General features: G+C 51.0%; 14 protein-coding genes. 10 read left to right on the top strand and 4 right to left on the bottom strand.

Going from position 1 to position 13,007, the window contains the following annotated elements; translation table 11 throughout:
• Positions 1 to 86: 86 nt before the first annotated feature.
• Positions 87 to 323, top strand: a complete 237-nt coding sequence (locus HJG54_RS28455; protein ID WP_316436466.1) for a hypothetical protein — start codon at positions 87 to 89, stop codon at positions 321 to 323.
• 40 nt (positions 324 to 363) lie between these two features.
• On the opposite strand, the gene HJG54_RS28450 is transcribed toward HJG54_RS28455, so the two are convergent.
• The 3 genes from HJG54_RS28450 to HJG54_RS28440 all read right to left on the bottom strand — a co-directional run bounded on the left by HJG54_RS28450 (position 364) and on the right by HJG54_RS28440 (position 2,626).
• Positions 364 to 846, bottom strand: a complete 483-nt coding sequence (locus HJG54_RS28450; RefSeq protein WP_316436468.1) for a glutathione peroxidase — start codon at positions 844 to 846, stop codon at positions 364 to 366.
• A 29-nt stretch (positions 847 to 875) separates the two neighbouring features.
• The gene (locus HJG54_RS28445; RefSeq protein ID WP_316436469.1) at positions 876 to 1,406 is read right to left on the bottom strand and encodes a phycobiliprotein lyase; all 531 of its coding nucleotides are present in this window, start codon (positions 1,404 to 1,406) and stop codon (positions 876 to 878) included.
• A 560-nt stretch (positions 1,407 to 1,966) separates the two neighbouring features.
• Positions 1,967 to 2,626 carry a HEAT repeat domain-containing protein gene (locus HJG54_RS28440; RefSeq protein ID WP_316436470.1) on the bottom strand — a complete coding sequence of 220 codons (660 nt, stop codon included), beginning with the start codon at positions 2,624 to 2,626 and terminating at the stop codon, positions 1,967 to 1,969.
• Positions 2,627 to 2,874: 248 nt separating this feature from the next.
• On the opposite strand from HJG54_RS28440, the gene psb34 reads away from it, so the two are divergent.
• From psb34 to HJG54_RS28405, 7 genes are all read left to right on the top strand, one after another.
• Complete coding sequence (psb34, locus tag HJG54_RS28435; RefSeq protein WP_036009753.1) at positions 2,875 to 3,042, top strand: photosystem II assembly protein Psb34; 168 nt, start codon at positions 2,875 to 2,877, stop codon at positions 3,040 to 3,042.
• 230 nt (positions 3,043 to 3,272) lie between these two features.
• Positions 3,273 to 3,854, top strand: a complete 582-nt coding sequence (locus tag HJG54_RS28430; protein WP_316436471.1) for a phycobilisome protein — start codon at positions 3,273 to 3,275, stop codon at positions 3,852 to 3,854.
• A 54-nt stretch (positions 3,855 to 3,908) separates the two neighbouring features.
• Positions 3,909 to 4,613 (top strand): ankyrin repeat domain-containing protein, encoded by a 705-nt coding sequence (locus tag HJG54_RS28425; RefSeq protein WP_316436472.1) that lies wholly within the window; start codon positions 3,909 to 3,911, stop codon positions 4,611 to 4,613.
• 268 nt (positions 4,614 to 4,881) lie between these two features.
• A complete protein-coding gene (locus tag HJG54_RS28420) occupies positions 4,882 to 5,436 on the top strand; it encodes a phycobiliprotein lyase (protein WP_316436473.1) in 555 nt (184 codons plus the stop codon).
• Between the two features lie 365 nt (positions 5,437 to 5,801).
• Complete coding sequence (locus tag HJG54_RS28415) at positions 5,802 to 6,662, top strand: phycobilisome linker polypeptide (RefSeq protein WP_316436474.1); 861 nt, start codon at positions 5,802 to 5,804, stop codon at positions 6,660 to 6,662.
• Positions 6,663 to 6,803: 141 nt separating this feature from the next.
• The gene (locus HJG54_RS28410; protein ID WP_316436475.1) at positions 6,804 to 7,544 is read left to right on the top strand and encodes a phycobilisome rod-core linker polypeptide; all 741 of its coding nucleotides are present in this window, start codon (positions 6,804 to 6,806) and stop codon (positions 7,542 to 7,544) included.
• 98 nt (positions 7,545 to 7,642) lie between these two features.
• On the top strand, positions 7,643 to 8,401 hold the full coding sequence (locus HJG54_RS28405) for a phycobilisome rod-core linker polypeptide (RefSeq protein ID WP_316436476.1): 759 nt from the start codon (positions 7,643 to 7,645) through the stop codon (positions 8,399 to 8,401).
• Positions 8,402 to 9,671: 1,270 nt separating this feature from the next.
• Here the strand turns inward: HJG54_RS28405 and HJG54_RS28400 are convergent.
• Positions 9,672 to 11,609: a protelomerase family protein gene (locus HJG54_RS28400; protein WP_316436477.1), complete on the bottom strand. Its 1,938-nt coding sequence runs from the start codon at positions 11,607 to 11,609 to the stop codon at positions 9,672 to 9,674.
• Between the two features lie 269 nt (positions 11,610 to 11,878).
• On the opposite strand from HJG54_RS28400, the gene HJG54_RS28395 reads away from it, so the two are divergent.
• Both HJG54_RS28395 and HJG54_RS35620 read left to right on the top strand, forming a co-directional pair.
• Positions 11,879 to 12,544, top strand: a complete 666-nt coding sequence (locus HJG54_RS28395; RefSeq protein ID WP_316436478.1) for a transposase family protein — start codon at positions 11,879 to 11,881, stop codon at positions 12,542 to 12,544.
• Complete coding sequence (locus HJG54_RS35620; protein WP_420717426.1) at positions 12,459 to 12,800, top strand: transposase family protein; 342 nt, start codon at positions 12,459 to 12,461, stop codon at positions 12,798 to 12,800. Before HJG54_RS28395 ends, HJG54_RS35620 begins: the two co-directional genes overlap by 86 nt.
• Positions 12,801 to 13,007 lie beyond the last annotated feature (207 nt).

The raw sequence follows: 13,007 nt of genomic DNA, 5'->3' as shown, positions 1-13,007 counted from the left end.
GACCACTAGCCTTGCTGTCATTTGAGCGCTGGGGTGAGGCGATTCGCTGGTCACTTGTTGCACTCCTTGGGTAGGACTTCTGGATTATGAGCGAACCGTTACAATCTTCACCGGCCACGGCAGCAGAACTGGCCGAAGTGATTGCCGAATTTGAACACTATCGCGAACGATTGGTCAACGAAACGCTGGAAACGGCCCAACGGGCCAAAATGCCAAAAGCAACCGTAATGGCCAAACTCGAACCTGAGTTAGCCAAAATTGACGCGGCTCTGCAATCGTTGCGCGAGCAGCAGGCGAGCTTGGGCAACGCTGACCGCTCCTGAAACAGGACCTCTGCAGGTTGCTGGACACCTGCACCGCTGCTCAAGCCGCTAATTCGCGTTCAATGGCGCGGATCAGTTCTGGCGCATCAGGAGCGACCGCGCTTTTAAAGCGGGCCACAACTGCGCCGTGTTTGTTGATCAAAAATTTCTCGAAGTTCCAGGCTACCTCCCCTTTGGGGTCGGTCTGGGTGAGTTTGGCATAAAGTGGATGCTGCTGGGCACCTTTGGCATGCACTTTGTCAAATAGGGGAAAGGTCACCCCATAGCGGGTCTGGCAAAACTGCTGAATTTTGTCGAGGCTATCGGGTTCCTGCATGCCGTAGTCGTTGCAAGGAAAGGCCAGAATCTCCAACCCCTGCTGGCGATACGTCTGATACAGCGCTTCCAACCCCTGATATTGAGACGTGTAGCCGCAGTAAGAGGCGACGTTGACAATCAGCAGCACGTTGCCGAGGTAATCGCTCAGGGCTTTGGCGTGACCCTCAATCGTCGTAACGCAAAGATCCGTGATGGTTGTACTCATGGGAAGACGTTGCTCTCCTGCCCGTTCACCTACTTCAACCGCTTTTCGAGATACTGCCCAATCATCTGCTCTTCCCCAGCCCGCGAAATGATGGTCTGCCGGGTGCGGTACTGGGTGCCAATCAGTTTGACTTCTTCTTCAAACGAGTTGCCGCTGTATTCGGTCTTGAGGCACATGGTTTTAGGATCACGCATGTAAAACTGAGCGGTGATCGGCTTGCCGGTGGAAAAACCGCGATCGCGATACAACAAATTGCCCAAGACGCCAAACAAGGTCGAACCGGTCAGGGTTTTGGGACTCGGACCAATATAATTGCTCTGCCAGGTGGTTAAGGCTCCAGAGGTCAGCACGGTTTCCTCCTCTAACTGGTGCATCCGGGCCAGTTGAAGCAATGGCTCGCTGCCCTGGGGCAAAAACTGCACGGTTAAATAACTGATCACCTCTTGCGTCTCGCCATCCTTGAGGGTGTAATAGCGTCGATGCGATTCCCACTCGCCCTCCGACTGCTGAAAATAGGCTTCTACAATAGGGGCTAGATCTAGCTGGACGGTCTGAATCATGCGGCGCTATCCTCTCTCAGGGGTGGTTTGCAAATGAATGGACGATCTTGACATCAACCGCTGAGCTAAAAATGCCCCCAGCGGAACTCTTGAACCGTTAGTCAAGCAATTCAAAACAATTGTTTACATTTTGTTAGATTTCTTCATGGTAGTGCAGACCGGACCATCGAAGCAACGTGGGGTGGGCGTTAACCGGGGCTAGAGAGGCTATCGGAATGGCATGAAATGGCATGTTCGCTCCTGTCTGGCCTCAGTTTTGCCTCCCTGCTTTAGGGCATAACCTCAGGGCATTGGCTCGAAACACTGCCCAAATTTTGCCAAACTCACAGCTAAATTCTGTAAGTACTTATACTCAGCATCGTAAAGTTTGGATAAATTTTAAAAATTTGTAAATTTATCGCCATTAGGATGCCGAAGTATGCATTCAAATCTAATTGCACTATAGCGCAGGGCGAGGTGGTCTACCTAGCGTCTTGAGAGGTATTGCTTTGGAGGGGGTGGGGGATGGGGACGGCCCGTGTAGCCTGACTTTTGACTTCTGACTTCTAACTTCTAAACCGCTACGGCAGTAAGGTCTCTAGGGCGGCGGCGGCGACGCGGTGATCGGGATCGTGGCGCAGTTCGATCAAGCCGGCTTGGGCGTCGGAGTGGGGAAACGATTTGAGCGCATAGGCGACATGCTGCCGAACTTGCCAGGAGGGGGCGTGGCGGTGGTGCAGAATTTGGGCGAGGGCGAGGGCGGCCTGCTGGGTTGGAGCAAGGGTGGCGAGGGCGTCAATCGCGGCAGCCTGCACAATGGCATCGTCGCTACTGAGGGACTGCAGGCAAGCTTCGTAGAGTTCGTCTGGGCATTCGAGATCCACCAGGGCTGCCATAATGCTGCGCCGCACCAGCCAATGATCGTCTTGAATGCAGGCTTGCACTAAGTGAGCAGCAGAGATGCGACCAAATAAGGACAGGGAATTGGCGGCTTCGGCTCGGACGCTGGGTGTATTGTCGAATTTCATCAGTTCCAGCAGCGCGGCAAAGGATTCGGCGGTTTGCTGTTTGCCTAACCCCATGGCTACAAAGGTGCGCACCAAAAATTCTGGATCATGCAGATGCTGGAGTAAACGCGGCACCGCGATCTCGACGCTGTAGTCTTTGAGGGCCGAAATCGCCTTGAGCCGATACTGATAATCAGAGTTTCGTAAGTTTGCTTCGATGTCAGATAACTCCATGCCCAATCCCTAGCCTGCGGCCAGCACAATCAGCCGCGATCATCCTTCACTTTAATCGGAAATGGAACGGGCGAGTGGAGTGTCCAGCCTCCGAGACCCCAAAGAAAGTCTACCCCCTACCCCCTACCCCCTAATCACCCCTAGAAGAAATTCCAATATCACAAACTTGAAAAACTATTGCAATTTCGTTACATATTTGTTACATTTATTTACATAAAGACATAGATTGTTACAAAGGAGCGAGGGTTATGCAGACGAGAAGTGCAGAGGGGCTATTAAATTTGTATGCGACCGAGCCGGCTATGTATTACGCGGAGTTTCCGTCGGTTGAGCAGCAGCGGCGCTATGCGTTTCAGGGAGCGTTGGCTGTGCTGTTGGTTGTGACGACGCTGTTAACGGCATTGGCGGTCAGCTAAGTCAGCTCAGCATTGGGTTAACGGGGTGTTTCAAGCGATTACAAGATTTGAGCCTTAGCAGATTCTGCTAAGGCTTTTTTGTGAGTTGCGGCTGGGATGCGGGATGGCTTTGTAGGGCGGCTTTGCTGAGGCTGGCGGTGAACAGAAGTGGAACACTCAAGGGATACTGGAAGTGGATATCCACTCAGTCATGATTGGTGCCCTACAGCCAGAACAATTGATAATTGCTTATGCCTGCTCAATTTAATGACGCGATTCGAGAACTGATTCAAAACGCGAGAATTGTCAGCTTTACCGGTTGGCAGTCTACCCATCCGGCTGAAGCGATTGCCTTGTTTCAAGCGGCAGATGATCAGGGACGCTATCTAAGTCAGGCGGATTGTGCCCACTTGCAAACGCTGGTGCCAAGTCGAGCGGCGGGGTTGCCGGTGGCGCAGCAGTTGCGTGATCAAGTGGCGGAGATTGTGGATGAAGCGCGAGCTGGCGTTTTGGATACCTTTCCAACGATTACCCAACCGGGGGGTGGTCTCTATCCAAGCGAGCGAGCGGAGGCGTGCTGGCGCGATTTTTGGCATTTTCTGCGCTGCATCACCTACGGAATTGCTGGCCAGCATCTTGACTATACGAGCCCAGAAGGGCTGCACTATATGCGGTTGCTCTATCAAGAACTGCAGGTGCCGCTCGATGCAATGGTGGTGGGCCTCGAGGGCATTAAAACCGCGAGCCTCAACCGGGTCGCACGGGGTCAACCGGACGCCCTAGCGCCCTATTTTGATCACCTGATCGTCCAGTTAAGCCAGTTTCGCACTTAGATTCTCATGGTCAATGGGGGAATGGTTGAATCGGCTGATGCGTTTGATTGATCTATGATTGCTGCGGATGATGAACTAATCAAAGCCTCCATTCAAGGCGATGCCGACAGGGCAGCGGTGCTGTTGGCGCAAGGAGCCAATCCCAACACGACAGGGGTGACAACGGCCATTGGCCGCGGCAATACGGCGCTGATGTGGGCGGCAGTCGAGGGGCATTGGGCTGTGGTGCAGCTGTTGTTGCAGCAGGGCGCAGACCCCAATTGGCGCAATTCGGCGGGGTTCTCGGCCCTGATGTATGCGGCAGAATCGGATCGACGCGAGATTGTCATCACGCTTTTGGATGCCGGTGCCGCGATTGAGGGGACCAATGCTTACGGGGAAACGGTGCTGATGGCGATTGCTCGCAAAGGCCATGCCGATATTGTGCAGCGACTGGTTGCTCTGGGTGCCCCAATTAATGCCGTGAATAAGATAGGAGATACAGCGCTGTATCTGGCAGTAGATAATGGTCATGCCTATGTGGTGAAAACGTTAATCGCTTTGGGGGCTGAGGTCAATACCCATAATCTAGGTGGCTGGACCCCTCTGATGATGGCCTCGGCCAGAGGTGACCTCGATACAATGGAAATTTTGATTCAAGCGGGGGCCGATCTGCATGCCAAAAACAACTGGGGGGCAACGGCCTTGAGGGAAGCCCGACGCTCGTTTCGTGCTGATCAAGCCGTAGCGTTACTCAAACAGGCCGGCGCGGTGGAATGAGGGTTGAGGGATGTGCGTAGGGTCTTGGTCGGAGAACGTCTGCGGTCTGAGCGGGTGGCGCTACATCAGAATCTGGCTCTAAGCCATCGCTGCGAGTCCGCTCGCCAATAGCACTTACAATATCTCCTAGCATAGGGTGCCAACCACCCTCGCCCAATTCAACCCTTGCTACTGAACCTGCAAAATCGAGACCGCAAAGCGCAAAGCGCAAAGGTCTCTGACCGAGATGCGACGCGAACAAACCTTAGCCCTTCATCCTCTCTTTTTCATGAGTACCCTATCCACGTTTCACCAATTTTTTGACCATTGTGTCGGCAGCTGGAAGACCGAGCGGACCTATCATTATTTGACTCAGCCGCTGGTGGAGCGCTCGCATACCGATTTTGTGATTCATCCGCTCACGGTCGAGCAAAAGCAAACGGTGTTGAGCGATAACCAGTATGAGCCGACGGCCGTTGAGGCGTTGCCGGGATTCCATCTGGAGTTTCATACGGTCTCGGAAACGGGTGAAACGGTAGCGCAGGCGCTGAATATGCTGTTTGTGCCGAAGGGCGAAGCAGAGACGATTTTGAGCGGGGATTATCTGCGAGACCGGGCCTACGAGGAGGCCCGTCCGATTATTTCCCAGTTTCGCTTTAACCCCAACACCGGGGAACTGCTGATGAAAACCTACTATACGCGGGTGGTCTCGGTTGACTCGATTACGCTGGTCAATCCCCGCCTGCGGATTCGCAAAATTCTTAACTACCGCCGTCCGGCTGAGGGTGAACCGCTAACAGATGTGGTGCTGGTGGGATTTGGGGTTGAACAAAAAGCTGATTAAGCAATTGCATGCAGCGATTTGAGTTGGGGTGGACGGTTGAGTAGATCCCTGAACTTGGCTGAGAACCGGCTGCTCAGTGGCCTCATCCTCTCAGCGACAAAGTTCACAATTCTTGATGAGCATTGTTACAACCTTGTATGAATATTAGATCATAACAATGCGTATAAAGCTTATAAAATAGCTGCAACGCTACTTCTACCGTGGGTTTCTGTAGGACTCTACGGTGGAATGTCACGATGGCCCTCTGGGCCGTGCGGAGCACGATCAAGACTGAGGAATCGAGTTGCACGTTTGGGTAATTCTGAAATTCCTTAACATCTTGAAACAATTCTTCTCAACCGCTGTTGTTTAACAGGAGATTGTGAATGGCTTTTGGACCAGCGTCCCGATTGGGGGTTAGCCTGTTTGATGAAACCCCGCCTCTGGAGCGGGTGCCCGGTAGTTCGGCCGACGAACTGGAAACGATGATCCGGGCGGTATATCGGCAGGTGTTAGGCAATGCCTATGTGATGGAAAGCGAGCGGCTGGCCGTGCCGGAATCGCAGTTCAAGCAGGGCGATCTGAGTGTGCGCGAGTTTGTGCGGGCTGTGGCCAAGTCGGATTTGTATCGGTCTCGGTTCTTCGAGAATGTGCCGCGCTATCGCGCCATTGAGCTGAATTTTCGCCATTTGCTGGGGCGAGCACCGGATGGCTACGAGGAAATGAAGCAGCACAGTGCTATTCTCGATACGCAAGGCTTTGAGGCGGAAATCGATTCCTACCTCGACAGCGATGAGTACCAAAATCGGTATGGGGAAAACATCGTTCCTTACATTCATGGCTATAAGAGTCAAGGCAAGACGATGGTGCAGTTTACCCATATGTTTGAATTGGTGCGTGGTGCGTCGAGCAGCTCGCTGAAGGGCAACCTAGCCGGTAAAAGCCCGCGGTTGAACGCGCTGGTGATTCAGGCAACTCCCACGGCGGTCGTTTCTCCGGGTAGCAGTGGAGCGACCTTCCGCACGCCACCGGGTGTGGCCCGGACGCGCTTGGGTGTGGGCGCTAGCGAAGGCGGTAAGGTCTACCGGATTGAAGTGACCGGCTACCGCTCGAATACGGTCAACAACATTTCTAAATTCCGTCGCAGTAATCAGGTTTATCTGGTTCCTTACGAGAAGTTATCTCAAGAATATCAACGCATTCATCGTCAAGGTGGAGTGATCGCTAGTATCACGCCGATCGATTAACGGCGGTTCTGCGGTCGTTGCATTGTCTAAAGTGTGTGTACGCTTTAGACCTTTTTGCTATTCCTAATTTCGTATTTTGCGCTCTGCAATATGCGGTACTTCGCTGTGTTGACATTTCATAATTAGTAAGGAGATCCATCGATGTCATTAGAACTGTGGCCAACGAGCAGTCTCGAGGATGTAGAGACGATTATTCGCGCGGTGTATAAGCAGGTTTTGGGAAATCCGCATGTGATGGAGAGCGAGCGGTTGGTGGCGGCGGAATCGCAGTTGTGTAACCGCACGATCACGGTGCGAGAATTTGTTCGGATTGTGGCGAAATCTGACTTTTACCGGTCGCGCTATTTCGAGCCTTGTGCCCCTTATCGGTTTGTTGAACTCAATTTCAAGCATTTGCTGGGCCGTGCGCCGCAAGATCAAGCGGAAGTGTCTGAGCATATCCGCCGCTGTGTGGAGCAGGGCTATGACGCGGAGATCGATTCGTATATTGATAGCGACGAGTATCAGTCGGCGTTTGGGGAACATATGGTGCCTTATTTCCGAGGTACGGTCAGCCAACCTGGCCAAAAGCAGGTGGTCTACAACCGCATGTTTGCCCTCGATCGGGGTCCAAGCCAGATTGACAGTGCGGTGCGCAGCTCGCAGCTCGTCTATGCTGTCGCGACTAATAGCCCGACGCCAATTCGGCCTGCAACGAGCCGCGGGGGAGCCTATGCTGCGACTGAAAAGCTGTTTAAGATCGTGGCCACTGGCGCAAAATTCGATAGTCCGCGTCGTCGCAGCACTACTGAATACATTGTTTCTGGCAGCAAAATGACGCCCCAAATCCAGCGGATTAATCGCACGGGCGCTCGGATTGTCAGCATTACTGAAATCGCCTAGGACATAGTCTGATCGGTCTGACCCCGGGCCAGTGCGGTGGGCTATGCTCACCCCACTGGTCTCAACTTCAATCCTATTCACCTTTAGGAGCGTTGCATATGGCACTTTGGGTAATGGCATCCGAGCCAGTGGAACTGCGGCCAGCGGCTAGCGAAGCAGAGTTGCAAACGGTGATTCGTGCGGTGTATCGCCAGGTGTTGGGCAATCGACACCTGATGGAAAGTCAGTGCCTGACCGAGGCCGAATCGCTGCTGCGTCAAGGCGAACTGACGGTGCGAGGGTTTGTGCGGCAGGTGGCGCAATCTGATCTGTATCGGTCGCTGTTTTTTGAATCGTCTTCGCCTTATCGCTTTATTGAACTGAATTTTAAGCATTTACTGGGGCGTGCCCCGATTGATCAAACGGAAATTGCGGAACATGTGCAGCGCTATGTGCGCGATGGCTATGCGGCCGAAATTGATTCCTATCTCGATAGCGACGAATACCAGCGCAGTTTTGGTGAACATCAAGTCCCCTATGAGCGCGGTAGCCAAACTCAAGCGGGACTAAAAGCGGTTGCCTTTAATCGCAGTTTGGCATTGATGCGTGGTTTCGCCGCTAGCGATAGCGGCAGATCTGCTCAGTTGATTACTGATCTGGCGGCTAATTTGCCCACTCCGATTCTGGCCCCAACGGGCGCAGGAGCCTATACTAATTCGAACAAACGGTTCCGGATTACGATCGCGGCGGCCAATCTCGGTCCACGCACCAATCGCAGTCGATTCACCGTAGAGGTTAATTACGAGCAGTTGTCATCCAAAATTCAAAGCATTCATAGAACGGGTGGCAAAATTGTTCGCATCAGCGAAGTGACTTGAGTGGAGGATAGGGGCTAGCTGTCAACGCTTGACGTGGAGCTAGTCCATGGCTGCACGATGGTTGTGCGATCAAGCGTCTGCGAAACCGTGGCCACGGTTGGATATCGTCGTGTGGAGACTCGCTCGTCTGAAACGGCATCGATTAATTAGGGTCAGATGATCAAATTGATATCGCAATCTGTGGCTGCAGGCTGTCACTTTATACGCTGAAGTTGAACAAAAAACGATGCTTAAACCGATTAAGTTCGGGTGTTTAAAGTGTTGCGACCATGGTTCGGTAATAGTCAAGCGAAAACGTTTGCTGTTGCGGGGCTGCGTTGAATCTGTCTATCTAGGGTGGATTGAGTGTAATGGTGGTGAAACGTATTCAGTGAGTGAGGTAGAAGTGATCGAGACGCGCTGGGCAAGTTGGAAATGCAGATTGGGTGTGCGAACGTACAAATCAACGCACACCCTGGTCTGGGATTCAGGCTTTGGCACTCTATGGTTTGAGAAACGGGAGAGTTTTACTGATGACATCCCCCTCATTCAAGCCCTCGCTTAACCCTCTGCTCCCGGTCGAGCTAGAGACCATTAAGGCTAAGATGCTACCCCCTGTAGCGCAAAAGAAAATGCAAGGCTGGATCCGTAGTCGCCATCTGGTGTGCTCGGGACATTTTTTTGTGTTTGAGACGGTTGACTATAGTGCGGTAGAACGATTTACCGAATGTGTGACTGTGTTAGGAGGAACTCTAATATCTGTGGAGCCGATTGATAAGATCTGGATGGGCGGACATCGGCAGGTGATCCTTTACCAGGCTAAGGCAAGTTTACATACACCGTGTCATGATCTTAGGCATTATTGGATTAAATACGGTAGTTTCAGAACTCGTTTCGATGGGCGTGAGTCTATCCCGTAAATTGCATCGACGCAGCTATCCATACCTCCACGAAAGCGGATGTGAATTCTGCTTTTGATGTGTCTAAAGCGCTTAAAATCAAGATAGAGAGCGGTTAGCAGCTGCTCTTCTACATTTCTACCGCTGATATTTCTCCTCTTGCCCTGCTTCGATATCTTGAATTGCAGGTTGATAGTTAGCCCCAAGTGTTGCAGCTATCTATACTCAGACATCGATGTTTGATGCCAGCGACTCAAGTATAGCTACTATCAGCATTCAAATCGATCAAATTAAGTACGGTTCCATACCTATACCTGACAGTTTGCTTTGTGCAAGTATAGATGTCTTTGCGAGCAATGGATCTGCCTTGATGGTGATTGCTCTGCTCGTATTTAGGCAGGATATTCTGCCTCTGTGCTGTCTTGTGCTGTCTTGTGCCAACGGCCATTGGCGACATCCTCAATTGAAGGTAGTCCGGTAATGGTATTGCGCGATCGGTTTTGCATCAGGCCCAGGCCATAGTGACTGTGATGTGCTTCAATTTCTGCGGTGCGGCTTCCTGGCGCATTCGCCTTACCAATGACAGCTTCCCAAGCGGTCTGCCCACATAACTCACCCCGCACCCGGACCTTCTTCAGAGCAGCGACCCCAATCATGATTCTGTGGCTGCGCACTCGTCCGGGTGCATCATTGTAGGCGATAATCTGGTCAATAGCGGCATTGACCTTTTCGAGTGCCACTTCACTGGAGCGATTAGGCTTGAGGGTGTCTCCTCTCATCTGCTTAGACTGAGTGGTGTGCAGATTTATTGTGGATGCCGCAATCCCAATGGCTGGCTCATCCCCTTGCATCTGGGGCGATTGTAGCGGTATCGAGGGTGTGGTTTGTGTTTGTCCTGGTTCAAGTGAGGTCTGCTGCTCACGAGATAGCAGCACCTCGGTCAAACGAGACATCTGCCGGGTTAGAGTCAGCATCTGCTGGGAGAGTTGTTCCCAGAGCGGTGGAGTAGCTTCAGGAGAAGGTGAAGTGACTGGTGTTTTGTCCACCGCTTCGATTGCCTTTGCTGAGATCCCAGGTGTTCCCTCATCGTGCTTCACTGTTCGATCTGCCTGTTGCTCTGTTTTGACCAAATCAATCAAATGAATGACATCGGCATCTGGTTCTTCCGCCTGCTTGCTCCCAAGCTGATGCTCGACCCAATCGAGGAAGTGGCCAATCCGGTCGGGCTGATTGTTTGCCACAATCCCTAATTGCTCCAGACACCGCTGTAACCGTTCCACATCGGTGCGCCACACACGCACCTTCGCCTCCCGCTGTTTCTTGGCTGGGAGTTGAGCCAGTGTTTCTGCCATCTGTGCTACTTGCTTGCGCTCAAATGCTTCAATCACTTCAATGCCTCCTAACCCCAACTTAATTCCTTGCCTGCCATCGAGATTACCTTTCCCATCACCAATCTTGTAATCGTTGTAATGCCTACCCGCGGCCAGCGATCGGCGTAATTCTTTCCCTTGTGTATCCAACAGTGCAAAATGCCCTTGAATCTGTGCCTTAAATTCATCCGCATCGACAGTGGGTGGACAATACCAGAACACAGCAATTGCCCCATACACAGAGCGAAACAAATGGGTGTAAAGATTATCTTCCCCCTCGCGTACTGGTACTAATCCTGAAAAATGCTTATCACAAGCTACTGCAACCGCATGGCTGTACTTAGCATTGATCTGCCGGACCGATAGTCCCTGACAGTTCACCCACCCTCGCAACTTCCTTAATGCTGCAATCACTCGGTCTGCTGTTGTCAGAGTGGGAATCTCAAACGACAGTCGCTGACTTTCGCCTTTGCGCTTGAGTGCTCCGGTAAAGCGCACACTCCACTGCGATTGCTTCTCGAACTCAGCCGTTGCCAAAATTTCACTCGATCTTCGCCCGGTAAGCACTGTCAGCCCTGCTGCCACTGCTGCCCAATCTCGTGATTCCAACAATCGTACTGCTTTTGCCACAATTGCTTCCGGGTCATCAATCAGCTTCACATGCTCATTGCGTCGTGCGACTGCCTTCTGACTCAACTCATTAATGGCTATCCATTGCGCTGTTGAAAACTTCATTGATTCCAACGCTACATGGTCTGAGTCAATCGCCTTGAGTGCATTTCTCACCTCCTGCATCACCCCTGCCTGCTGCCGTAGTGTCGTCAATCCATGTTCTACCCACTGCTGCTTCATCCACTCTGCCCACTGCTTGGCAACTGTTTGACCTTCTGGTGTATCTTGAAGCGAACGAACCGCAGGCAAATACTGCTTTTCAAACAATTCCTTGAGCCACTGCCGCATCACTTACTTCATCCCCTTGCGCTTTATCTTGAACTATTCCTATCCATACATAATAATACCTAAAAATATAAAATATATACCTGAATCTGTGCATATAAGCAATCTATATCTCATTTTTTATACCCATATCTTTTTATTCGTATATCTAACCTGTTGGCAGCTTGCATTTATAGAAACCGTTTATAATAGATTTCATCGGAAATAAGCTAGATTAATGAAAATAAGCTAGATTAATAGAAAAAAGTCGAGGGTAAACTGCGGAGTTTACGATGCTGTCTTACAAGCAAGTTCAGAACAAATCACGAGTGCTACAAAGCCTGACAGGGCTGAACGTGAAAGAATTTGAGCAGTTGCTGGTGAGTTTTGAGCGAGCTTGGCAAGATTATGTCGAAGAATACTATATAAAGCCAGGGCGACAACGTCGTTATGGGGGAGGACGAACCCCACAACTAAAGCAATCTTGTGACAAGTTACTGTTTATTCTGGTCTACTATCGGTTGTATCCAACCCAAGAGGTGCAAGGCTTTCTGTTTGGTATCGGTCAGCCTCAAGCCCATGAGTGGGTGCATAAACTCAGTCGAGTCAGTCGAGTGTTGAGCCAAGCTTTAGGGTATGAGAAACAGTTGCCAGAACGAGCACCGTATCGTTTAGAGGAGGTGCTCAACGAGTGCCCTAGCTTGGAATTGATCATTGATGGAACGGAGCGTCGGATGAACCGACCCAAGGACAAAGCCCGTCGAAAGCAGTATTACAGCGGAAAAAAGAAGGGGTTTACGCTCAAAAATAACTTGGTCAGCGAACGTCGGGGCAAGGTGGTGTATTTGAGTGACACCTTTGAGGGCAAAAAGCATGACAAAGCCATCTGTGATGAGGAGGATTATCAGTTCCCAGAGGGCAGCAAGCTGTGGAAAGATATCTGGATTTCAGGGGTATGAACCAGAGGGGGTAACGACGTTCCAACCGAAGAAGAAACCCCGCAAGCGAGAATTGAGTGGGACAGATAAGGAGCGAAATCGAGAGATATCCAAACAACGAGTTGAGATTGAGCATCACATCAGTGGCACCAAGCGATGCAATATTGTGGTGCATCCGTTAAGGAGCCGAACGGATCATTTTGCTGATGATGTGATGGAAACAGCTTGTGGCTTACATAACTTTCGGCTCACGCATCGGAAGTTAGTGACTGCCTAGATAGCAATTCCCAAAGCTGCCTATTTATGTTTCTTCTACCTTATTTCCGATTAAGTTTACTATACATATACTTTATTTGGTCATATAAGAGCCTTAAAAATATTTGTATGTATGAGATATACTTAAATATCCACAAACGATTTGTATAGATCTATATATTTTCTGAAAATATATAGATCTATACAAATCGTTTGTGGATATTTAAGT

It is taken from the genome of Leptolyngbya sp. NK1-12, assembly GCF_032598965.1.
Lineage (GTDB): Bacteria > Cyanobacteriota > Cyanobacteriia > Elainellales > Elainellaceae > Elainella.
This window is presented reverse-complemented; position numbering and strand designations above follow the sequence as displayed.